Source organism: Maricaulis sp., from assembly GCF_048270095.1.
In the GTDB taxonomy this organism is placed as follows: Bacteria; Pseudomonadota; Alphaproteobacteria; order Caulobacterales; family Maricaulaceae; genus Maricaulis.
On the sequence record NZ_JBLWTL010000003.1, the window covers coordinates 117,911 to 140,695 of the forward strand.

A 22,785-nucleotide genomic window follows, 5' to 3' on the forward strand; every position below is an offset into this window, starting at 1 on the left:
TCAGAGAGTGTCGGGGTATTACCGTGACAGGCCTGCCTGGAAAAAGACAGGCCGATGCGCGGGGTGCCGCGTGGGAATATGGAGGGCTCAACTTGGCCGGGGATTCAGCGCGTCGCATGGGGCTGGTCGAGTTCAGGCGACGCAATCAGCTTGCCATTCCACAGATCCGGCCCGGGGTATCGGCCCGTGATCAACCCGGTCATGTCGAGATGAACCGCACCCCGGCACTGTCGATCCGGGCGGCAGTCAGCACTCCCGATGCGTAGGCACCTGTATCGGTTCCGACACGGCGCCGGTTTGCGACCGGGCTGGGCTCGGGCGTATGGCCGTGCACAATAATATGGCTGAGTTTGCGGTCATCCTGGAGGAAGTCGTCGCGGATCCACAGATACTCGGCCTCACTCTGGAGATGAGCCGGGCGCGCAGGATCCACGCCGGCATGGACGAAGAAATAGCTGCCTCTTTCCTCGAACAAGGCAAGGTCACGGAAGAAATCAATGTGAGCCCGGGGCAGCAAGCGGCTCAGTTGGCGCCGGCTTTCTTCCCAGGCTTCGCGGTCATCCGATACACCGCGCGGCGGCCTCACGCCGTATGAAAGCAAAGTTTCTGTGCCGCCGAACCGCTGCCAGGCGGTGCCATGGCCAGCATCATCAAGAAAAGCCAGAAGCGTGGCTTCATGGTTCCCCTTGAGGAATACCGGGCGCCGTTGCCCGATTCTAGTGTCGGTCAACAACACATCTACGACACCGGCCGATTCAGGCCCGCGATCTATATAGTCGCCCAGGAAAATCAGATCCGCCTTGCAGCCAGGGTCATCGCTGTGAATTTTCGCCAACAGCTCGAGCAATAAATCCCTGCGCCCGTGAATATCACCGATCGCGTAGACGGTACCGGGCAGGTCAGCGCCCGCCCGCTCGCCAGTAAACCGCTTTAGGAATGATCCAATCACTCTGATGCTCCGGAATGTCAGCCCCTAGCTAGGCGACCTCCCGGGAAATAGCCAGAGCTGTCCGACAAATCGGCGAGGTAAACAAATCCTCTAAGCCACACTTCAAATTTGAAACAAACTACAGATAAGATGAATACTAGATGCTAAGGCTAATTACGATTAACCATCTAATTTAGATATATCGAAATGCGCACATGACACAACCAAACCCGATGAGTATTGGGAGTGTTGGCCATGTTGAGTTCGTGTATATTTGCCAAAACGCGCAGGGCAGTTTTGACTTTGGCCGTCTGCAGCATGGCCGGCCTGGGTGCCGCGTGCACGACCACGAGCCCCGCCTCCGGTCCAATGACACTCGCAGGCCCTGTCACGCCGCCAGCCGGAGCGCTTCACCTCTGCCAGGAGCGACCCGATGTCTGTGGCTCGACCACAGCGATCACGGAGCCTACAGGCGGCGAGCATTCTCAAATGGCCACAGGCGGCCGAGCCTCCACAGACCCATCACACGCAAAACGCCTTCCGGATGCGGTTCAGGCAGCGAGCCCGCCGCCACCGCCAGCAATAGACATGGGTCCGACAACAGCCATGGTCACCTCGGCGCCACCGGTCAGCACACAGACCCAACGCATTGCAGCGGACAGCGACACAATGGCCTTGCTGGAGACCGTGAATCGGCAGGTGAACCGGGCCCTGCGCTGGCGCTCCGACCAGGAAATCTACGGTGAAGCTGAACGCTGGGCGATGCCCCTCAGCGTCGGTGGCGGCACGATCGACGGCCAAGTCTATGGAGATTGCGAGGACTTCGCGCTGGAAAAGCGGGCAGCCCTCATTCGCGCCGGCTTGCCGCCGGAAGCGCTGGCCATCGCGATCGTCGAATCCTACGCGACCGGCCACCACGCAGTCCTGATTGTCCGCCTGGATAACGCAGACATTGTGCTCGACAATGAAACACCATGGATCCTCCCCTGGAACGAGGCGCCCTACACCTGGCGCGCCGTGCAGGCCGGACCCAGCCTTCTGGAATGGCGCTCGCTCGCAATCTTGTCGTAGCGCCGCCCGCAAGCCGCGCCACCGCTCCGGCCAGACCGCCTCGCAATCCGCGTGCAATCATAGCGCGCCTCCACGCTCAACATCCCCATAGCGCGAAGCGGTGCCGCCAACCTCGCGTGAGCGGCGAAATCTTAACACAAATCACCAACTTGGCGTCGGGCGAGGCTCGCCCCATCGCGACCCCCATCAATGCATTTTTGCCCTTAACATTCAATCACTTAGCGCAAGCTTGTCGATTGATTCGGCCTTCGCGCTACTCAGATTGTTTAATAAATCATTGACTCTGGCAGTCCGTTGCCGTTCCCTAAAAAGTAATAAGCGTCAGGGGGTCTGTCGCTACAATGTTGCAAAAAAAGTAGGGTAGGGGACTGGCAATGGCTTTCACAACATCTCAAGACTTCATCGACGCTTGGGCCGAACTTGACGCGGCTTATGTGACGTTTCCATCACTCGCCAGCACCGGCGGTAACTATCAAGACGACACACCGGTCGCCACCTCCGGCGAATTCATCGATGTTCTTTCCCAGTTTCCGGGCTATTTCGCGACGCTCCAGAGCGGCGCGACCACAATGGGTCAGCTGGCGCTGGCGGTGAACACCCTCTTCGTCGAGCTGGCCAACGCCTATGTCGAGTATCTGGAAGCGGGCAACCCGCCGATCATGGATATCGCCAAGGACCGAGGCGGCCCACCAAAGCCTGGCCAGACCTACCATGACAACATCCTCGGCAATCTCGGCGATGGCCCGATTGCCTGGCGCTTCGGCAGCGATGACCCTGCCAACAATGTCGACGTCACCGGCGACGGCATTGGCGATCTGAACGCCGAACCTCGCTCGGTCGACGCGCTGGCCTATGGCGCACGCCCGCTGCCGGATGGCAATTCCACCGCCAATATCAAGGCGAGCATTGAATGGGACCTGGCCAATATTCCAGGCATTTCCCCTGCCGACCTTGATCTGGGCCGCCTCGCCCACATTGCTGGCGAGATCAACCTGGTATCGGGCGGCGTCATCACGACTTACGCAACCATCCAGGAAGCAATCAATGCGTCAGTGGATGGCGACACTGTCACCATCGGTGCCGGCACTTATGTCCAGACCGGCGTTCTCAACGTCAACAAAGAGATTTCCATCATCGGTGCCGGCGATGGCGCGACCATCATTGAAACCGGTGTGGCGGGCTATGGCCTTCACGTCACGGCCGATAATGTCTCACTTTCCGACATGTCGATCGATGCCAGCAACACGACCCATTACGGCGTGAAGATCGACCCGGGTTCGGGCGTCTATGAGGATGCGATCACCAACTTCTCGATGGAAGATATGACGGTATCCGGCGCGGGTCGCTCGGAAATCGACATGAACGGCCTTGATGGCGGCACGTTCACCAATGTCACCGCTGACGGCCTTGACACCAGCGGCGTTGGCTTTGGCGTCTCCGATTCAACCGGCATCACGTTTACCGACATCACCACGACGGGGAATAACTGGGGCGCCGTCGGCCTCTATTCGGCCGGTCGCTCCTATGAGCCAGGCACTGACGACGTCACCTTCGCCGGCACTTTCACCTCTGACGATGCCCCCGGCATCTATATGGAAGAGGAACTCCTCGAAGGTGTGCCCACGACGGTCACCAATATCGACCTCAGCGGGATCTACGACACGGTTTTCACGGTGTTCAATCCTGACCACCGCGCCGGGGGTGAAAACTTCCACTTCATGTTTGGCAATGAAGCGGATGCCGAATCCTTTGCGCTTTCCCTCCCATCACCTGAATCATCCGTGATCGAGAGCGACGGCACATTCTACGTCTATGCAGGCATGTCGATTCAGGCAGCCGTTGATGCGTCCGAGGCCGGTGATACGATCATCGTTGGCCCTGGCACCTATGACGAAGACGTTGTCATCGACCATGCCGTGACACTCCTGTCGGCTGATGGCGCCGCGACCACGATCATCAATGGCCAGAATGGCGCGCTGGGTGCGATCGAAGTTGATCCGAACGCCGGTGCCGTCCAGATCGGTGCAACCGGCCAGGGCTTCACGGTCCAGGGCAATAACGGCAATGGCGCCGTCGAGAACGCCGCGATTTACCTGCAAGGTGCTCAGGATGGAATTACCATCCAGGGCAATATCATCGAAGCACGCGGCGATGCTGGCCTGCTGTCGGAATACTCGGCAGCCGTCAGCAATCTGCTGATCGACAATAATGAATTCACCGGCCAGACCTTTGAGGGTGCCGACCCTGGCGGCAATGGCTTTGCGACGCAGTTTGACGTTGGCAATAATGTCCCACGCCAGCTGGTGACGATTGGTGGCAATGGGCAGAATGCCTCTGATGTCACCTTCACCAACAATACCGTGTCCGGCACGGCTGGCGGCACCAATGCCGGCGGCGACCAGGGCAATACGCTGGTGACGATCGATGCAGCGAATTCCACCATCGAGGACAACCTCTTCACCGGCTTCACGAACCGCTATGCAACCGCACTGCGTGCCCGTGAAGACAATACCGATATCCGCAACAACGTGTTCGACGGCGAGACTGCCGGTAGCGCAAACACGGGTGCCATCTATGTCGACACCCCGCTGCCTGGCACGATTGAAGGCAATACCTACATCACCGAGACCGGCGCGCGGACCTTCGAGTCCGTCGCTGGCGGACAAATCATCCGCGGCGGCACTGAAGTCGATATGATCGACTATTCCGCTTCTGATGCGGGCGTTGATGTGCGTCTGTGGCGCGGTGGCGAGAACTCCGGCGGCCACGCTCAGGGCGACATCATTCGCGATGTTGAATCACTGACCGGATCGGCCTTTGATGACTTCTTGCAGGGCAAATATGGTATTGACGCAACGCTGAATGGCGGTGGCGGCAATGACGAGATCCGGGGCTATGATGGAAATGACACGCTGATAGGCGGCGACGGCGACGACAACCTCCGGGGCGGTGACGGCGACGATATGCTGGACGGCGGTGCTGGCGATGACATCCTCATTGCCGGCAACGGTGACGACACTCTGATTGGTGGCGCTGGAGCAGACTTCCTGATAGGCCATGGCGGCTTTGATACGGTCGACTACTCCAGCTCAAGCGCAGGTATTGATGTGCGCCTGTGGCGCGGCGGTGCGAACTCCGGTGGCGATGCCGAGGGCGACAAGCTACGCGATATCGAGGCCGTGATTGGTTCTGACTTCGACGATGTGCTGCAAGGCAAGTTCGGCGTTGACGTTACCCTGAATGGCGGTGGCGGCAATGACGAGGTCCGGGGCTATGACGGCAATGATACGCTGATCGGCGGCGACGGCGATGACATGCTCCTGGGCTTGGACGGCAATGATATGCTGATCGGTGGCGCTGGCGATGACATCCTCTTTGGTGGCAACGGTGACGACACCTTGGTTGGCGGCGCCGGCGCAGACTTTCTGCAAGGACATGGCGGGTTTAATACGGCCGACTACTCCAGCTCCAGCGCAGGGATTGATGTGCGTCTGTGGCGGGGCGGTGCAAACTCCGGTGGCGATGCCGAGGGTGACAGGCTGCGCGATATCGATGCCGTAATTGGCTCGGACTTCGACGATGTGCTGCAAGGCCGGAATGGTGTTGATGTGAATCTGGACGGCGGTGCCGGCAATGACTTCATCGATGGCCTGAACGGAAACAACGTCCTTGTCGGCGGCGCAGGTGACGACAGCATCTATGGTCGGGCCGGCACGGACACGCTTGATGGCGGGACCGGTACCGACACACTGAGCGGCGGCGCTGACGCAGACACATTCGTCTTCGCCGACGGTTATGGTGCCGACACCATCCTGGACTTCGAGGATGGCACCGACACGATCGACCTGACCGGTGTGTCTGGCGTCTCCAGTGCAGTGGACGTGTTCAATCGCGCATCACTCAACGGTGCCGATACGGTCATCGATCTGGGCGGCGGCGACACCCTGACCATCGCCGGCTGGAACTACCAGACTGAGATGGACGGGTCTGAGTTCCTGTTTGCTGCACCAGCAGCTGCTGCACTCAAACTTTCGGGCGGATCTGCATCGGGCGGATCTGCACCTGGCGGGCCTGCAATGGTGTTCGACCTCAAGTCAGGTATCGGCGAAGGCTTCATCGAGTTCGACCAACAGAACCAGTCCTTTGATTCAGTTGGCGACATGATCTCCTCCGATTATGATGGACCAGACTATTACACCTTCTGATGAAGGCGCTTCCAGACCGGGCCCCGCCCGGTCTGGACGCTGGCTCCAAACTGGACTTAAGTGCGGCGGGTTCTCCTTGAATCCGCCGTTCGCTTGTATGAACGGTCCGGGCGTCCAAGGATGAGGCCACCAGTGCGGGGGATGAACTCAAATGGCTGCAGCAAGTCGAGCGCCACGCGTCCTCCTGGTCCACTATTGGCTCGTCGGCATGCGTGGTGGGGAGAAAGTCCTCGAAGCCCTCTGCCGGATGTTCCCCGAGGCTGACATTCTCACCCACGTCGTCGACCGTGAACACTTGTCGCCCCTTCTGAAACAACACCGCATTCTGACGACGTCGATAAACCGGCTTCCCTGGTCAAAACGTCTCTACCAGACGTATCTGCCCTTCATGCCACAAGCGCTCGAAGCCTGTGATCTCACCGGCTACGACCTGGTTATTTCCAGCGAATCCGGCCCTGCGAAAGGGGTGATTGTTCCGCCCGACACGCCGCATATCTGCTATTGCCATTCACCGATGCGCTATATCTGGGACCAGTATCACGCCTATAAATCATCGGCTGGCCTGCTGGCCGGGATCGCTATGCCCTATATCGCCCACCGGCTCCGGCAGTGGGATGTCACGAGCGCAGCTCGGGTCGATCACTTCGTGGCGAATTCGAACCATGTCGCCAATCGTGTCAGAAAATACTGGCGCCGTGACGCTTCGGTCATTCATCCACCCGTCGATATAGCCGCATTCTCGCCCGTCGAACCGCAACAGCGTGGCGATTACTATCTCTGGCTCGGCGAGCTCGCCCCATACAAACGGCCCGACGTCGCAATCGATGCATTCCGGCAATCCGGTCGCAAACTCAAGGTCATCGGCGGCCCCGGCAAGGAGATCTCACACTTGCAGAAGTCCGCCGGACCTATGATCGAATTTCTGGGCAAGACGGATTTTGACACGCTCAGACATCATCTCGCCCGATGCAAGGCATTGGTGTTCCCGGGCGAAGAAGACTTTGGAATTGTGCCGGTTGAAGCCTTGGCTTCAGGTCGGCCGGTGATTGGCTTCAATCGTGGCGGGGTCCGCGATACAGTGACCGACGGTCGAACCGGCATTCTGTATGATGACCCCAGTGCAGCCGGGCTGAATGCCGCCATCGACCGGTTCGAGACCAGCGGTCTCGACATCTGCGACACAGCCGTGTTCACGGACGCGGCGGCGAATTTCTCCGAAGCCCGTTTTATCGAGGAAATGTGGTCCGCCGTCAGATCGCAATCTTTGCCGCACGGGGCTGATTGGCAGTAATGTTGCTGGGCCGCCTGAGATCATTGCGCGAACGCGTCCGCGCTCAACCCGAATTGATCGGCCGCACCGCGATCGTCCTGCTCATCAAGCTGGGCGCGGCCGGACTGTCTTATGCAATGTTCATTGCGATCGCCCGCGCACTCGACGCGGAAGCGTTCGGCAGTTTCGGTCTGGCATTTTCGGCCGCCACCCTGGGCGCCGTAATTATCGGATTTGGGCAGAAGGCCTATATTCTCCGGCGCGCGCCAGTCTTGTTCGCCGCCCGAAACCAGGCAGCGGTCGGAGCCCTCAATCGCCGCGCCCTCCTGGTATTTGCCTTGATGACAATCCTGATAGGCGGCCTCGGCCTTCTTGCTGTGACCGCCTGGCCAACCACCCTTCCCGCTGGATTGTGGCTATGGGCGACTGGGGCAGCGGGATTGTTCGCGCTCGCCGAATATCAGCAAAGCACGGCCCGTTCGGCCGGAATTTTCATTCGCGCGCTGGCGCCCCGAGATTTGGTCTGGCGGATTTTGGTGATCGCTTTTGCCGTCGGAGCCGCGAGCGCCACTTGGATGTCCGCGCAAAGCATCTTTGCTGCCCTTGTCCTGTCGCTGGCAGGTTTGCTCCTGGCCCAACAGGCGTGGCTCCCCCCCCTGCGGCCCGGACTCGCCGCGCCGGCAGTGGACGATCGCTCCCGTGTCTGGCTGACGGCCTCAGTCGGCCTGTGGGGCGTTGCTATTATACAAGCCCTGATCCCCAACCTCTCGGTCCTTGCCGCGGGGTTTATCCTTGATGTTGATACGGCCGGGCTTTTATTCGCCGCGCTGCGCACGGCCATGTTGCTGCAGATCTTCCAGATGGCCGCCAATCTTGTGATTGCTCCGTCCATCGCCCGCCTGCAGGCCGAGAACAATCTCATAAAGCTTCAGACCGAAAGCCGCCTCATCACGCTGCTCGCCGCACTGCCCTTGGCTGGCCTGCTTATCATTTTTGCACTGGCGGGCGATTGGGTGATGTCGATTTTTGGGCCGGAGTATGCCGGTTCCGGATCAATACTACTGGTACTGGCGCTGGGTTTTTCGACCAATGCCGTCTGCGGACCAACCGCGCAAATGATGGAATCTCTCCATGATGAGCGTGCCCTTTTTGTTATTCTGACCGTCTCGGCAGCCATTTCCACGGTGCTGATATTCATTCTCGGTTTCGCTTTCGGCGTGCTGGGAGTAGCCGTGGCCGTGTCCTTGCACAGCGTCATGTGGAATTTCGCGGCCTATATCCGGATCTGGCGACGCCATGGTATCCGGGTCGGCCTGATCTGACCGGATGGATCGATGAAACCGAATTTTCTCTACCTCGGTGGTGACAAATGCGGCTCGACCTGGCTGCACAGAATCCTGATGCAGCATCCTGAAACACGACTGCCAAGCTCCAAGGAGCTCTTCTTTTTCGATCGCTACTTCGACCGTGGGACTGAGTGGTACACGCGTCAGTTTGAGGGTCTTGATGCGCCGAGAGTCGGGGAAATCTGTCATGATTATCTCTACAGCCCCGCGGCTTTGGAGCGCATCGCGGACTACTTTGACGACAACGCTATATTTCTGATTTTCCTTCGAAACCCATATGTTAGAATGCTCTCTCATCACCGCTATCTGCAGCGTATCGGCAAAACCACAAGCGCGCTGGACACTGCGCTGTCGTCGCATGGCGGCCTCATCGCCCACAGCCTCTATCTGCGGCCCGTTCAGCAAGCTATCAACCTGCTGGGCAGGGAGCGGGTGAAAATTCTGAAATTTGAAGACCTTGCCGGTGACCCGCTTCGGTTTGGCCAGAGCGTGTCCGACGCGCTCGGCATCCGCTTTGTCGCCGACCTTCCCTATGCGGACAGAGTCCTTGAAGGAAGCTCGGCGCGGTCGGCCAGGCTCGTTCGAATATTGCGGGCAGCGGGCTGGCGCCTGCGTGATGCCGGTCTTCAAAACCTGGTCGGCTCGGTGAAATCCCATCCGCTAGTTGAGCGTCTCCTGTTCCAGGGCAAGAGCGCACGCACCTCGTCCGGGGACGCCCATATGACTCCGCGTATTGCTCGGCTGATCCAGCAATTCCGTGAAGAGGCAATCGGTTTGGAACAAGTCTGCGATCTGGATTTTTCGGATTGGCACGCAACGCTGGACGGTGTCGCAGAGCCCGGCAATCAATAGATTGCCGCCTCGACGCATTTGACCGCCGTATGCGCCAGACCCAATAGCGCAATCGCGATGAAGTTTCGCCGCGTCAGCATGACGGCGAGCAAAGGGATAAAGAAGAAGTAATATCGCGCATTTTGGAAAGCATGGGTGATTTCAGCCATGCCGATCAGAGTGACTGCAAATGCGAAAACATAGTGCCGCACCTGGAACAGGCGCCGCCGCGATTCCGGATCTGCAGCCAGCACCGCCAAGACTATGGCCGTAAATGCGGCATCCACATACCAGGCCAGATCATGGCGGGTAAAAAAGTGCATGGACGAGAAGAATACGACCAGCGTTTCCAGCGGGTTATATTCAGGATTGACGACCGTCCGGGTCCAGTTGAACCGCTGCAACTCAGGGCCCAGAAAGGGTATTCTCTGGGCAATTCCCATATTGAGCAGGTGATTGAGGCCAACCGCAAAGGCCAGAAACACCGACGGGGCGAGCCAGGTAAAGCGGACCTTTTGCGCGACAATGATCGATCGGAATATGGCGATCACGAAGAAGTTGTTTTCCCTCAGGAACAAACCCATCCCGACCAGGACCAGAATGACCGCCATATCCACCCAGATCCGCGCGTTTAGCGCGATCAGGCAGAACGGGAAGACCAGAAATTCGATATGGATCCGGCTGAAAAGAAACGTGGTCATCGGCCAGACGAGAGCCAGCACCAGTGTGTTTTTGTCGATCAGGCCAAGCCGATGGAAGACAAGGCTCAGCACCAGGCAGACCGATAGAATTAAAAGCCTGATCAGTGCTGTCGAAACTCGACCGGCTGCATCGGTTCCGAAGAAAAACTCATTGAAAGCGCCAATGTATTTGTATTCGTCCGGCCGCAAGTCGGTCACAATAAATGTGGTCTGCAGGGCGGCCTGGATCAGGAGGCACAACGCAGTCACGATGAAAACATCGCGCACCTCGTCAGGCCGTGGGCTCAGGGCTGGTTGGTCCATGTCTCTATTTCCCCAGCCCTTGTGTGTCGCAACAGGCTTAATGGCTAATTTACACGGCCTGATTACATCCTGTCCTACTCGAATGTCAGCGACGGTGGAACGGGTTGCGACCGAAATGATATGATAATGCCGACCCAAACCAGACCGGCCATTGCCGCAGTGATGTACAGCCCGAATCTCGGGGACGGCGCGATCGCGGCGTGCGTGGATCAGGCCGTTCGTCAGCATGACCCGTCGATCGAACCCGCCTGGATTGACCTTGCCGGCCGCACGGAAATCCCCCGGACCTATTCGCCCCACCGGCACAATCTGCTGGGATTGCTGGACTCGCTGCCGCCGCCGCTCGACCGGGTGGCCGGCGAGCAAATCATCCGCCATCAGGTCCGTACACGGTTACGGCCTCGCCTGGAGCATGTTCTGCCCGCGACCAGCGCGATACTGATTGGAGGTGGCCAGCTGTTTTCGGACGCCCATATGAACTTCCCGGTGAAGCTTTTTGAGCTGGGAACGCAGGCAGATGCCCGCCGGATTCCGATGGCCATTCACGGTGTCGGCGTCGCTCGAACCTGGCGGCCTCGCGCTGCGGCGCTGTTCGCAGGACTGCTGGACAGTTCGCAATTGATCTCGATCTGCGTTCGTGACACCGCGTCCCGCGACAATCTCGAACGCCTCATCACCGACCACGGATTAAAGCGCTCCACCGTCGACGTCCGAATGGCTCCCGATCCCGCCTTCATGGCAGCGGAAACGTTTGAATTGCAGACTTCCGGGACTGACACCGGCCGCATCGGGCTTGGCGTCACCCACCCTGCGGCGCTGCACGCCCATGGAGACTATGCGAGGGTCTCCGAGCACGAAGCAATCCTTCGCCTCGCCGAACTTGCATCCAGCCTCATCGCCTCCGGATTCCGTCCAGTCCTGTTCACGAATGGCGCCTTCGAGGACGAGGCCTTCCTTGCGAAATTCGTCAAGTCGGCCGCCTTCTCAGCGCTCGAGGCGGAGGTTGAGGTCGCGCCGAAACCGGCCTCGCCGCAGGCGCTCGCACAATCGATCGCAGGGTTTGACGGGGTCATCGCGCATCGCCTGCATGCCAATATCCTGTCCTACGCTATGGGCGGTGTCCCGGTCGGCCTTGCGTGGGATGCCAAGATGCACGGGTTTTTCAGCCTCATCGGGGAAACTGCCCTGCTCCAGCAGGGCGCTCGTCCGGATGCGTCACGGGCGGTCAATAGTTTGCAGGACGGGTTGAAGCGGCGCACCGATTTGAGACAGCGTGCCCGCGAGTTATCGCAGGCCGCCCGTTCGGGTGTGCTGGAGAGTCTGAATAGTGTGTGCTAGCCACACAGACAGGAAGTTGGCACACGCGTGCCACAATGGGAGTCGCTGAGATGCAACCGATATCTGTGTTCCGCCTGGTTTCTTTCCTCAGTGTTCTGTTGATCGCGGCCTGCGCATCAACATCAACTGGCCCGACACCGACCGATGCCGCCCCGAATATGTTTGATCGGGTCGAATACCGGCTGGGCGCCGGCGACCAGCTGAGAATTATCGTGTTCGGTGAGGACGACCTGTCAGGTGAATTCGTCGTCGATGGTCGCGGTACAGTATCCTTGCCCCTGATCGGCGAAATCGATGCCGGTGGATTGACGCCGCGAGAATTTCAGCAGGCCTTCGCCGCCGCGCTTCGTGACGGCTATCTCAACGACCCGCGGGTCAGCGTCGAGGTCATCAATTTCCGGCCCTATTATATTCTCGGCGAGGTCGAGGCTGCAGGTGAATATCCATTTTCCGATGGCCTCACGGTCATGAATGCCGTGGCGACAGCCGGAGGCTTCACCTATCGAGCCAACCGCCGCGTCGTATTTATCCGGCACGCGGGCAGCGACCAGGAAGTTGAAGTCCCCCTCCTGGCGGTCACGGAGGTTCAACCCGGCGACACAATTCGTATCGGCGAGCGTTTCTTCTGATGCGGCAGGTGTGCTGATCCGGCCAGTTCGGTGCTTGGTTATATCTCCCTCGGCCTGATCGGTCTGGCAGCTTTCACCGCGCTGGGCGCCGACAGTGAAATGGCCAGCTATTTTTTTGGCGGCCCGCTTCTGTTGATCGGAGGATGGGTCGCATGGCGAGACCGTGAACTCGGCACAGGCGCCGCCATACTGCTCGCAATCACGCTGCTGTTTTGGGCGCTCGCCGCCTCGCGCGGCCAATTGCAGACCGGGTCGGCGGAGTTCACTGCTCTGGGCGCGTGTGCGGCGGTGTTCATTTCCGCGCGGACCCTCGCATTCAGGACGAAAAGGGCCAATGGCCTTTCCACAATTCTTCTCGGCTTTTTCCTGCTCGCCGCAATCATTGCCTTCCTCGACCACATCTGGTCACCCGACCGCATTTTCCTGTTTGAGCGACCCTATCATCTCGGGCGACTATCATCCCCCTTTCTCTCCGCCAACACAGCCGCAACCTTCTTCGGGATCGGCGTCATCCTGTCAGTTGGCAGACTGCTCCGCGCAATGGTGGGGCGCTCGGGTGACACACGGTGGAAGCATCTGATCCTGCCGCTGACGACCCTGCTCTTTTGCCTCTCATGCCTGGTTCTGACGGCATCGCGCGCCGGGGTCATCCTCACAGGCGGCTTTGCCAGCCTGCTGCTGCTCTGGGAGGCGGCACAGCGTTTCCAGCGCGGCGAGCGGCAATCACTCCGGGCACTCCTGGCCGCCAGTATCGGACTCGCGCTGACAGCGAGTGGCATTGTCTTGCTATCCGGCGAGACCTTTGGCGGCCGGCTCGCGGAGGTCGGCATCGGCGCCGGCTCGCGCAGCGAGCTATGGGCGGCCTATAGCCGGGCCGCGCTTGAACAATTCTGGTTCGGGGCTGGTCCTGGCGGGTTTGAGTACGTGAATGCACTGTCCACCAATGCGGAGAACGCGTCGACACTGGTTTTCCAGCGCGCGGCTCACAATATTGCCCTTCAATGGCAACTTCAGACCGGCCTCGCGGGACTTCTCACACTCGCTGGATTCTGGCTCTGGACAGGCCGAACCGTCTTGTCCGGCCTGCAACAATCGGCGAAGCCCCGCTGGCTGATCCGGACACTGGTGTGTGCCGGACTCTTCGTGCTCGCGCACGGTCTGTTCGACTATGCTTTGGAAATACCGGCCATCGCCTGGCTGACAGCATGGCTGACGGGCCTGGCGGTTGGAATTTCCGCCCCCAGGAGCCGTCCACGACCTCCCGGGGTGCGGTATGCGGTGGCGCTGGCCATGCTGCTGCTGGCTGCTTGGGCCATGCTTGGGCTCACAGACACGCTGCGGGCGAATGCAGTTCGGACCGCATCAGGGGACGCCGCGGCCGCCATACTGGCCGCCCCCTTTCCGACGCGGTCCGGCCTGGCGCTGGCGCGCGCACATGCGGATCTCGCGCTCAGCAGCACGCCACCCGATTCCGCCCATGCACGTGAGGCGCTTGATCGGGTGCTCGCCCTGGAACCACGCGATGGTCGCGCCGAGGCACGCCTCGCCTACGCGTTCCTGATGTCGGGAGATAGTCACAGCGCCGCCACGCATTTGAGCCGAAGCTTTCAACTATGGCCCTACGCTCATCCGGACTTCCGGACCTGGCGCCTGGAGCTCTCTGCCGCACTCTGGAATCGTTTGGGCGACGACGAGCGGCGCGCCGCGCTGCGGGAACTCCGCCAGGTTCGCCCGGAATGGCGGCGCCCCTGGCTGGAGCGAACCCGGGCTTGCCAACGCGCCAACCAGCCAGCCTGCATCGGCCTGGACGAAAATTGACCCGCTATCGCCCCGTGGCGACTCGTCTTGTGCACACTGACTGGACTCGCCCGCCCCTGGCGCATGCTTTACTCAATTGAGGTATCGTTGTAGCATACACCTAGAGAGTGGGGGTTCGCGTCTCATGAAACAATTACGTTCTGTCTTTGTCGCCGCAATGTTGTCGGGAGCGGTATTTGGCGCGCCCGCGCACGCAATTCAGTCAGACACGACCGCGAATAATGAAACGCCTGCACCGTCCGTCGGCGCTCGCGCCCTCGCCGATCAACTCTTGGCGATCCTCGCCACATTCGGTGAAGATGCTGATGCGACAACGCTGGAGACCGCGCTGATCAACGCCTTGGTGTCCTCTGACCAGAGCGTTTTGGTTGAAGCTGAAGCGCTTCGCCTCGTGATCGCCGAGACGAGTACCGGCGTATTTCGGACTGCCGCTGAATCAGTCCTGTCGCGCCAGCCTGAGTCCGAAGAAGGCTATGTGGCGACGGCGGAGTTTACCGGCGGTCTACCGACCGGCGTAGGCGATCTCGTTATTCCGGGTTCGCCGCCTGTGGCTCGCGGGGGCGGGTCTGATTATTAGCATTGTTGCACGGCAAAAATGCCGGCAGGTGGGGAATGGACATGCGGGGAATACAAACCTTATTGGTAGCGCTCATGCTTGTGCCAGCGCTCATCGGCGGCACGGCCTCAGCCCAGAATCAGGGTGAGTATTTTCAACGTGATCGCAACACGGCTGTCCTCGAACGATCGCGAAATGAATTCGTCGCCCCGCCCGCCCAGCGCGGGGCTTTCCGCGTCGAGGCAGAAGCCGAATTAGGCCTCGCTTCGGACAGTAATATTTTCGCGACGACGACGAATAAGGAAGCTGACGTTGTCGCCTCCTTTCGCCCGTCCTTCGGCGCCGAAAGCACCTGGTCGCGCCATTCATTGACCGCAAATGCCTCGGCAACACGCCGCGAATATCTCGACAATACCTCGGAAAGTGTCTGGAACGCCGAGGCCGGTGTTATCGGGCGGCTGGATATCCAGCGCGGCTTCTTCGTCGATGTCGCGGCATCGATGGCAATCCTGACCGAAAACCGTTCGAGCGCCGGTGCTGCGGCGCTGTCGGCTGAACCGATTGAATATGACACCGCCAATATCGCAGCGGGTGTGACCTATACGACGGGCCGAGTGCGCATGAATGGCGCTATTGATGTGCACACTTCCGACTTTGAAGACGCGGCTTTGGCCGGCGGCGGCGTCGCTGACCAAGACTTCCGGGACTACACCGAGACCCGCATCAGCGCCCGGGTCGACGGCGCTGTGAGCCCTGCTGTGGCAGTTTTCGCCCGCGCATCGAGTAATCAACGGGATTATGATGCACCGCCCGCAGGCTTGGCGAACCGCGACTCTGACGGATTTGTGATCGAGGCCGGTATCGATTTCGATCTTGGTGGACAAGCTCGCGGGTCAATCGCGGCGGGCGTCCTCGAACAGAAATACGACGACCCGTCCTTCGTCGACATCGACGGTGCGAGCTATAATGCCGAAGTGGAATGGTTCCCGACCGAGCTGACGACCGTCACGGTTTCAGCCACCCGCGCACCGCGCGAGTCCGCAATTGCGGCCAGCGCTGGCTATACGGAAACCCAGATTTCCGGGCAGGTCGACCATGAACTCCTGCGCAACCTGATCTTGACCGGCCGCGCTTCGTTTGGGGATGACGATTATTCGGGCATCGACCGCAGCGATGAGCGGTTCGAACTGGTCGCTTCCGCCACCTGGTTGATGAACCGCCGCGTCGGCGTGCAGGCCTCCCTCACCCGCCTTGACGTCGACTCCCGCGGGACTGCCGCGCGGGGCGACTTCGATAGCAATGTCGCCCGTATTGCTGTCAGTCTGCGGATGTAAGCTTGCGGCTTTTGGCCCCGAACGTGCATGTGAAACCTCCAAACCGACACATGGCGAGAGTGGCCTATGGCAAGACTGGAAATTGACGAGTTCGACAATCAGAATCCTGATGCTCCGGGAAATGATGTCGCCGATCTCCGCCTTATTCTCGTTGTCATCCGGCGGCGCATGTGGAGCATGTTGTTCGTTGCGGTTCTGATATTTACCGCCGTCGTGCTGTACACATTCCAGCAAACCCCACTCTATACAGCCAGCGCACGCCTGCTGATCGAAACCCGTGAGTCCCGCGTGGTGGACTTTGAGGCGGTCCTGTCCGGTCTGCCGCCCAACTCCGCCGCCATTGATACCGAGGTCGAGGTGCTGCGCAGCCGCTCCCTGGCCCAGGCCGTGGCAGCGCGCACGGACCTTGCGACCATCCCCGAATTCAACACCGCATTGGTTGACGATACTTGGGTGAAACGCCTCCTGCGCCAGTTTGCGGCGCTTGGGGGGGGCTCCCTTGCGACCTCCGGCCGGACTGGCGCTGGCGAGGAAACGCCAGAAATGACAATGGACCGGGTCACCGAGGAATTATTGCAACGAACGTCCGCGCGACGGCTCGGCGGCACATTCGTGATCGAAGTATCGGCCACATCCCAAAGTCCGGAATTGGCGCAGGACCTGGCAAATGCCTATGCGGAGGAATACCTCCTAGCCCAGCTGGAGGCGAAGTTTCGCGCGACCGAGCGCGCCAATGAATGGCTATTCGAGCGCGTTGCCGCGCTACGCGAAGAGGTGCAGGCCTCCGAACAGGCAGTCGCGCAATACCGCGAGGCAAACGGCCTGCTCGATGCTGAAGGCGCGACCCTTACAGAGCAACAGATATCCGACACCAATGCCCAGCTGATCGTACAGCGTGCCGAACTGACAGAAGCGCGCGCGCGCCTCCGCAATGTGCGGTCGCGACTGGAGCAGGGCGTGGGGCCAGAATCAATCGCCGAAGTGCTCAATTCCGAGGTGATCCGGGAGTTGCGATCACAGGAAGCCATGGTCAGTCGTCAGAGGGGCGAGTTGATGTCACGCTATGGTGCGCGACATCCTGAGATCCAAACTGTCGAACGGGAACTTGCCGATATCCGCGTCCAGATCGACCAGGAAGTCAGCCGCATTGTCAGCAATCTTGAGAGCGAAGTGAATATCGCGTCCGAGCGCGTCAATTCCCTGACGGCAAGCCTCCAGGAGTTGCGCGATGAACTCGGGTCCAACAATGCCGCCCTCGTCAATCTGCGGGCGCTTGAACGTGAGGCCAATGCCAGCCGCGCGATGTTTGAATCCTTCCTCAGCCGCTTTCGGCAAACGGGTGAAGCGGATCAGTTCAACGAGGCCGACGCCCGCATTGTTGCCAATGCGACCCTGCCGCTTGATACCAGCTCACCCCGGTTCATCCTGAATTTTGCGCTTGGCCTGGCGCTCGCCGGCCTCGGGGCCGCGCTGATCGCCCTGATCCGTGAGATTCTGGAATCCGGTCTGAGAACCGAAGCTGAAGTCGAGCGCAAGCTTGGCGTCCCCCATATTGCCTCAGTGCCGAAGCTGAATACCGGCCTGTTCGGCGGCGTCCTCAAAAAGCGCCACGACCCCGGTGAATACGTTTTGAGCAAGCCCCTCTCCAGCAGCGCCGAAAGCTATCGCACGCTGCGCTCCGGGCTCAAGGTGGCCGGGCTGGACAAACCGTTGACCGTGATCGCCGTTACCTCGGCCCTGCCGGGTGAGGGCAAGACCACGACGACCATCGCTTTGGGGCGTATCGCTGCGCAGGCGGCCGACCGGGTGCTTGCTATTGATTGTGACCTGAGGCGCCGCGGATTGAGCACTGCACTGGCTCCCAATGCCTCCGCAGGAATGCTGGAAGTGCTGGCAAACGAGGCGGCTCTGGATGATGCTATCACCGTCGATGAGCGATCAGGCCTTCACGTCCTACCCCTGACGCTGCGAGCCTTTACGCCGAAGGATCTCTTCCGGTCTGAGGCCTTCAAATCGTTGCTGGAAAGCGTACGCGGGCGCTATGATCTGGTTCTGCTGGACACGGCACCAGTCATGGCGGTTGCCGACACGCGGGCAATCGCGGGCCTGGTGGAGGGCATCGTGTTTTCGGTGGAATGGGGACGTAGTCCCGTCGGAGCCGCGCGCCTGTCCATCGATGCGCTCCATCGCGCAAAAGGCAATATCGTCGGCGTTGTATTGAACGGCGTCGATATCAACCGGCAGGCAAGATACGGCTATGGTGCGTACTACACGTATTATGGATCTTATCAGAAATATTACACAAATTAACGATTAGGGCTTGCCCTGAACTCAATTATGGCCCCCAATTTGCGGGACTGACGTGAATTGTCCTGAATTGAAGCGGACGAAGCGGGAGTCATGGCCTGCAAGGGCTTGGGGGGGGTAGCATGCTGTTCAATAGCCGTTACGATCAGAGCTTCGCGGACGTCGAGGCCGACGCCAAAGCAACGCCGATCGGTCACTCGGCGGCAAGCCAAAAGGTTAAGCGCTCCGCTGACCTTTTACTCTCCGTTATCCTCGTTGTACCGGTTGGCCTGCTGCTAGGCGTGATCATTTTGGCCGTGATGATTTTTGATCGGCAACCCGTATTCTACCTTCAAACGCGTGTCGGCCGCCGCGGGCAACCGTTTCGCTGCATCAAGGTTCGCACCATGCGGCTTGATGCCGATGCCCGCCTCGAGCAGATTCTCGCCGAGGACCCAGCCGCAGCCCGGCAGTGGCGTGAACATCAAAAGCTCAGCCATGATCCGCGGGTGACGCCGATCGGCCGCTTCCTGCGTAAAACCAGCCTCGATGAATTGCCGCAATTGCTCAACGTCTTTCGTGGGGAGATGTCCCTGGTCGGTCCGCGGCCAATCATCGCGGACGAGATTGATCGCTACGGCGCGGACATCGCGTATTATATGGCTGTCCGCCCGGGTGTGACCGGACTTTGGCAAGTGTCAGGGCGTAGCCGGACGAGCTATGCGCGCCGGGTTGCCCTGGACCGGGAATATGTCGAGAACCAGTCGCTGGCGAAGGATTTTTCCATTCTGTTCAGAACCGTGCGTGTGGTCCTCACCGGTGAGGGCTCGGCCTGATCTATTCCTCGCGGAAGGACCGCGCGAGGCGGTCTGTCATCGGCCGCAAAAGATATCCAAGAGCGGATTGCGAGCCGGAGGTTATGAAGACCTCGACCGGCATGCCGGGAACGATTTCAATCGCCGGCCCCTCGCCTTCCATCGCTATCAGCGCCAGGTAATAGGAAATACCGGTCTCCGGCTCCACCAGCCGGTCAGCGGAAATCGTCAGAACCGAACCGGGCCATTCCGGGGTCTGGCGCCCCTGGAACGTGGAAAAGCGGATACGGGCTTCGGCACCCGGAGCTATGCGGTCAATCTCGGTCGGTGGAATTCTGGCGGAAATCACGAGGGGCTGGTTCGCCGGCGACACCTGCATGAGGGGAACACCCGGCCGCACCACGCCGCCCAGCGTGTGCACATCCAGGCCCAGGACGAAGCCTGAACTCGGCGAGGCGACTTCGGTACGTTCCAGCGCATCGGCGACAGCAACCCGTCGTTCCCGCAATTCAGCGATCTGTGCACCGACATCGGCTTCGTTGGAGGCGACCTCCTCGATGAAAGCATTATATAGTTGGGCAATCTCGACTTCAGTCTGCCCGATCGCGGATTGAGTACCGGCGATCTCTGCGATGCGTGAGCCGCGTGAGCCGCGCAGAGCCTCGCCCTCTCGCTCCAGAGCCAGCACCCGCGTGCGGGGCGTCAGACCGCGCTCATAGAGTGACCGCAGCCCGACCAGCTCCTCCTCGATCAGGGCCAGCTGCCGGGTTTCGGAATCGTATTGAGCCTGAAGCCCCGCAATTCGATCATGGTACTGACCGATACGATTACGCATCACCTCGATTTCCGTGTCCCGTGTTTCACGCCGGGTCATGAAGACGGTGCGCTGGGCCGCGATAATATCCTCGGTGTCATCGGAGGTCGTCATGGAGCGGAAATATCGATCGAAATCGATGCTTTCCAGGCCTTCCCGCTCGGCTGCGAGGCGGGCGCGCCGGGCCGTCAATTCTGTCAAACGGGATTCAATCTGCGCCATCTCGGCGCGCGGACCGGTATCGTCCAGCCGGATCAGTATCTGACCTTCCTCGACCCGATCACCTTCGCTAACCAGAATTTCCGAAATGATGCCGCCTTCCAGATGCTGGATGGATTGCACCTCCGTCTGTCCGCGGACCTCACCGGCCGCGATGACAGCGCTGGAGATCGGGGCGAAGACCGACCAGCCGATCAGACCACCAAAAACCAGGATGATAATGGTATAGCCGAGCCGGTTTGCATTCTGAATTCTGGGATCTCGAGCAGATCCGGAATTCGCATGTGTCGCGTCAGCCATTCTGCTTTTCCTTGCTTGCTGCAGCCAGACCGGAAAGCACCTCGTCGCGGGGCCCAAACCCGCGCACCTGACCGTCAGCCAGCACCATCACCTTGTTGCAAGACCCCAGAATGCTTGGACGATGGGCAATCACAACCAGGGTTGTCTTGGACTTCCGCAACGCGACGAGCGCTTTGAGGAGCGCATCTTCGCCCTCCTTGTCGAGATTGGAATTGGGCTCATCGAGAACGACAAAGACCGGGTTTCCGAACAAGGCCCTGGCGAGCCCGACACGCTGGCGCTGGCCAGCCGACAGATTGCGCCCACCGTCCCCGACATTGGTGTCATACCCGTCAGCAAGCCGCAGGATCAGGTCATGGGCACCAGCCTTGCGCGCCGCTTCAACGATCGCCTCCGACTCGGCGCGCGGGCGGAACCGGCTGATATTGTCCGCGACCGTGCCCGGCAGAAGATCGACTGTTTGCGACAGATAACCAACCTGGGGCCCCAATTCATCACGGCTCCAGTCCTCAAGCGACGCACCATCGAGCCGTACAGCGCCGCTGAGCGGGGGCCAAAGTCCGAGCAGAACTTTGGCCAAGGTCGATTTGCCGCCGCCGGACGGGCCGATGACACCCAGACCGTCGCCCGGCTCAAGGCCGAAGCTCACGCCCTTGAGGATATGGGTTTGCCCGGTGGGTGGACCAGCATAGACTTTCTCGACCCGCAGGATGCCAGTGGCAGCCGGAAGCGACATCTTGCTCTTCTCGACCTGGGCCAGCTCGAGCAGCTCGCTGAGACGGTTGTAGGACTGGTAGGCCATCAAGGCTGGCCGCCATTGACCGATCGCCTGCTCGATCGGGGCCAACGCCCGACCCAACAGAATGGATCCGGCGATCATCATGCCGGGGGTGATATCGCCCAGAACCGCGAGCCAGGCGCCAACACCGAGTACGGCGGATTGCAGGCCGACCCGCAATGCCTTCGTCGCCGAACTGTATTGGGCGATGCTCTCGCTGGCGCCGCTGTTCAAATCGAGTGATTTTTCATTGCGCTCGATCCAGCGCCGCTCGAGTTCGCCGCGCATACCCATGGCTTCAATGGACTCAAGGCTGGAGAACGCCGCGTCAGCCGTCAGATCCGCCGCGGCCGACGCCTGGCCAGCATCCTTCAGCTTGCCTCTCGAACGCGCCTGGTTCGCCAGCGCCAGGCCGCCGAGCAAGACAATGGAAGCAACACAGAACACCCCAAGGATCGGGTGAATCATCGCCATCACGATAATGAAGAGCGGCGACCAAGGCACATCGAAAATCACGCCCGGGGCCGGGCTTGAAATGAAGTTGCGCAGGGTCCGCATATCCTGCAGCGCCTGGTTGGAGCGGCTGCCCGCCGCGAGATTGGCCCGCATGACCGCATCGATCAGGCGCGGTCCCATTTTGCGTTCCGCAGCGGTACCGATCCGGCTGAACAGGGCCGACCGGACAAACTCGAGGCCGCCATAGGCGAAATACATCACCGCAGCCAACAGCGACACGGCCAGCAAGGTATCAATGGAGCGCGAGGAGAGCACCCGGTCATAGACCTGCAGCATATAGATCGGGCCCGTCAGGACGAGCAGGTTGAGGCCGAAAGAGAATATGGTGAGATTGATAACGCTACCACGCGCCGCACCAAGCGCCGCCTTGACGATATCATTATCCCGGAGCTCCTTGCGGGACGATGAGGCCGAAGCCTGCGCCGATTTGCTGGACATATTGAATTGGCCCCTTGCTTTCAGCGCGAGATTCACATCAGGAGCGAAAGGCCTCGAGAACCTCGTCGCTCCTGGCGTGTGCCTGACTGGCCTATAGTGAGGGGCAATAACATTATATCTCCGTTAACGTTGATTACGGTTGTGCCCGCGTTTTGAATTGCCTAACATTCTTTTAACTTTAGCGGAAAACTCAGCGCGGTTCGCCGGGTGCCGGTCAAAGTGGGGATGGTGTGTTGCAGCGGGTATCCAGAGCAGGTTTGGACGATGGCCAGCCTGGCTTGTGGCCGGA

The 22,785-nt window shown here is 60.1% G+C and carries 16 protein-coding genes; 12 read left to right on the plus strand and 4 right to left on the minus strand.

Annotation, left to right across the window (positions count from 1 at the left end; genetic code table 11):
* Window positions 1-199 precede the first annotated feature (199 nt).
* Window positions 200-949 (minus strand): metallophosphoesterase family protein, encoded by a 750-nt coding sequence (locus ACN0YJ_RS03380; protein ID WP_417495343.1) that lies wholly within the window; start codon window positions 947-949, stop codon window positions 200-202.
* 567 nt (window positions 950-1,516) lie between these two features.
* Here ACN0YJ_RS03380 and ACN0YJ_RS03385 point away from each other — a divergent pair.
* From ACN0YJ_RS03385 to ACN0YJ_RS03405, 5 genes are all read left to right on the plus strand, one after another.
* Window positions 1,517-1,999, plus strand: coding sequence for a transglutaminase-like cysteine peptidase (locus ACN0YJ_RS03385; RefSeq protein ID WP_417476800.1), 483 nt, complete (start codon window positions 1,517-1,519; stop codon window positions 1,997-1,999).
* A 374-nt stretch (window positions 2,000-2,373) separates the two neighbouring features.
* Window positions 2,374-6,204 (plus strand): hypothetical protein, encoded by a 3,831-nt coding sequence (locus ACN0YJ_RS03390; RefSeq protein ID WP_417495344.1) that lies wholly within the window; start codon window positions 2,374-2,376, stop codon window positions 6,202-6,204.
* A gap of 151 nt (window positions 6,205-6,355) precedes the next feature.
* Window positions 6,356-7,495, plus strand: coding sequence for a glycosyltransferase (locus ACN0YJ_RS03395; RefSeq protein WP_417495345.1), 1,140 nt, complete (start codon window positions 6,356-6,358; stop codon window positions 7,493-7,495).
* On the plus strand, window positions 7,495-8,796 hold the full coding sequence (locus tag ACN0YJ_RS03400; RefSeq protein ID WP_417495346.1) for a lipopolysaccharide biosynthesis protein: 1,302 nt from the start codon (window positions 7,495-7,497) through the stop codon (window positions 8,794-8,796). The genes ACN0YJ_RS03395 and ACN0YJ_RS03400 overlap by 1 nt, the downstream gene beginning before the upstream one ends.
* Window positions 8,797-8,808: 12 nt before the next feature.
* The gene (locus tag ACN0YJ_RS03405) at window positions 8,809-9,672 is read left to right on the plus strand and encodes a sulfotransferase domain-containing protein (protein WP_417488535.1); all 864 of its coding nucleotides are present in this window, start codon (window positions 8,809-8,811) and stop codon (window positions 9,670-9,672) included.
* Here ACN0YJ_RS03405 and ACN0YJ_RS03410 read toward each other — a convergent pair.
* Window positions 9,666-10,793, minus strand: coding sequence for a hypothetical protein (locus tag ACN0YJ_RS03410; RefSeq protein ID WP_417488534.1), 1,128 nt, complete (start codon window positions 10,791-10,793; stop codon window positions 9,666-9,668). The genes ACN0YJ_RS03405 and ACN0YJ_RS03410 overlap by 7 nt on opposite strands.
* A 24-nt stretch (window positions 10,794-10,817) precedes the next feature.
* Between ACN0YJ_RS03410 and ACN0YJ_RS03415 the strand changes: the two genes are divergently transcribed.
* The 7 genes from ACN0YJ_RS03415 to ACN0YJ_RS03445 all read left to right on the plus strand — a co-directional run bounded on the left by ACN0YJ_RS03415 (window position 10,818) and on the right by ACN0YJ_RS03445 (window position 19,452).
* Window positions 10,818-11,993, plus strand: coding sequence for a polysaccharide pyruvyl transferase family protein (locus ACN0YJ_RS03415; RefSeq protein ID WP_417495382.1), 1,176 nt, complete (start codon window positions 10,818-10,820; stop codon window positions 11,991-11,993).
* A gap of 50 nt (window positions 11,994-12,043) precedes the next feature.
* Window positions 12,044-12,622, plus strand: a complete 579-nt coding sequence (locus ACN0YJ_RS03420) for a polysaccharide biosynthesis/export family protein (RefSeq protein ID WP_417476793.1) — start codon at window positions 12,044-12,046, stop codon at window positions 12,620-12,622.
* A 30-nt stretch (window positions 12,623-12,652) separates the two neighbouring features.
* Complete coding sequence (locus ACN0YJ_RS03425) at window positions 12,653-14,440, plus strand: O-antigen ligase family protein (RefSeq protein WP_417495347.1); 1,788 nt, start codon at window positions 12,653-12,655, stop codon at window positions 14,438-14,440.
* Window positions 14,441-14,564: 124 nt separating this feature from the next.
* Window positions 14,565-15,017: a hypothetical protein gene (locus ACN0YJ_RS03430; RefSeq protein WP_417476791.1), complete on the plus strand. Its 453-nt coding sequence runs from the start codon at window positions 14,565-14,567 to the stop codon at window positions 15,015-15,017.
* A gap of 74 nt (window positions 15,018-15,091) precedes the next feature.
* Window positions 15,092-16,330: an outer membrane beta-barrel protein gene (locus ACN0YJ_RS03435; RefSeq protein ID WP_417495348.1), complete on the plus strand. Its 1,239-nt coding sequence runs from the start codon at window positions 15,092-15,094 to the stop codon at window positions 16,328-16,330.
* Window positions 16,331-16,396: 66 nt separating this feature from the next.
* Window positions 16,397-18,640, plus strand: coding sequence for a polysaccharide biosynthesis tyrosine autokinase (locus tag ACN0YJ_RS03440; protein ID WP_417495349.1), 2,244 nt, complete (start codon window positions 16,397-16,399; stop codon window positions 18,638-18,640).
* A gap of 119 nt (window positions 18,641-18,759) precedes the next feature.
* A complete protein-coding gene (locus tag ACN0YJ_RS03445; RefSeq protein ID WP_417495350.1) occupies window positions 18,760-19,452 on the plus strand; it encodes a sugar transferase in 693 nt (230 codons plus the stop codon).
* 1 nt (window position 19,453) lies between these two features.
* On the opposite strand, the gene ACN0YJ_RS03450 is transcribed toward ACN0YJ_RS03445, so the two are convergent.
* Both ACN0YJ_RS03450 and ACN0YJ_RS03455 read right to left on the minus strand, forming a co-directional pair.
* The gene (locus ACN0YJ_RS03450) at window positions 19,454-20,764 is read right to left on the minus strand and encodes an HlyD family type I secretion periplasmic adaptor subunit (RefSeq protein ID WP_417476787.1); all 1,311 of its coding nucleotides are present in this window, start codon (window positions 20,762-20,764) and stop codon (window positions 19,454-19,456) included.
* Window positions 20,757-22,496, minus strand: coding sequence for a type I secretion system permease/ATPase (locus ACN0YJ_RS03455; protein WP_417476786.1), 1,740 nt, complete (start codon window positions 22,494-22,496; stop codon window positions 20,757-20,759). The genes ACN0YJ_RS03450 and ACN0YJ_RS03455 overlap by 8 nt, the downstream gene beginning before the upstream one ends.
* Between the last annotated feature and the right edge of the window lie 289 nt (window positions 22,497-22,785).

Coding starts and splice junctions, on each gene's coding strand:
- ACN0YJ_RS03385 (WP_417476800.1), top strand. CDS start 1,517: ATGGGTCCGACAACAGCCATGGTCACCTCGGCGCCACCGGTCAGCACA.
- ACN0YJ_RS03390 (WP_417495344.1), top strand. CDS start 2,374: ATGGCTTTCACAACATCTCAAGACTTCATCGACGCTTGGGCCGAACTT.
- ACN0YJ_RS03395 (WP_417495345.1), top strand. CDS start 6,356: ATGGCTGCAGCAAGTCGAGCGCCACGCGTCCTCCTGGTCCACTATTGG.
- ACN0YJ_RS03400 (WP_417495346.1), top strand. CDS start 7,495: ATGTTGCTGGGCCGCCTGAGATCATTGCGCGAACGCGTCCGCGCTCAA.
- ACN0YJ_RS03405 (WP_417488535.1), top strand. CDS start 8,809: ATGAAACCGAATTTTCTCTACCTCGGTGGTGACAAATGCGGCTCGACC.
- ACN0YJ_RS03415 (WP_417495382.1), top strand. CDS start 10,818: ATGTACAGCCCGAATCTCGGGGACGGCGCGATCGCGGCGTGCGTGGAT.
- ACN0YJ_RS03420 (WP_417476793.1), top strand. CDS start 12,044: ATGCAACCGATATCTGTGTTCCGCCTGGTTTCTTTCCTCAGTGTTCTG.
- ACN0YJ_RS03430 (WP_417476791.1), top strand. CDS start 14,565: ATGAAACAATTACGTTCTGTCTTTGTCGCCGCAATGTTGTCGGGAGCG.
- ACN0YJ_RS03435 (WP_417495348.1), top strand. CDS start 15,092: ATGCTTGTGCCAGCGCTCATCGGCGGCACGGCCTCAGCCCAGAATCAG.
- ACN0YJ_RS03440 (WP_417495349.1), top strand. CDS start 16,397: ATGGCAAGACTGGAAATTGACGAGTTCGACAATCAGAATCCTGATGCT.
- ACN0YJ_RS03445 (WP_417495350.1), top strand. CDS start 18,760: ATGCTGTTCAATAGCCGTTACGATCAGAGCTTCGCGGACGTCGAGGCC.
- ACN0YJ_RS03450 (WP_417476787.1), bottom strand. CDS start 20,764: ATGGCTGACGCGACACATGCGAATTCCGGATCTGCTCGAGATCCCAGA.
- ACN0YJ_RS03455 (WP_417476786.1), bottom strand. CDS start 22,496: ATGTCCAGCAAATCGGCGCAGGCTTCGGCCTCATCGTCCCGCAAGGAG.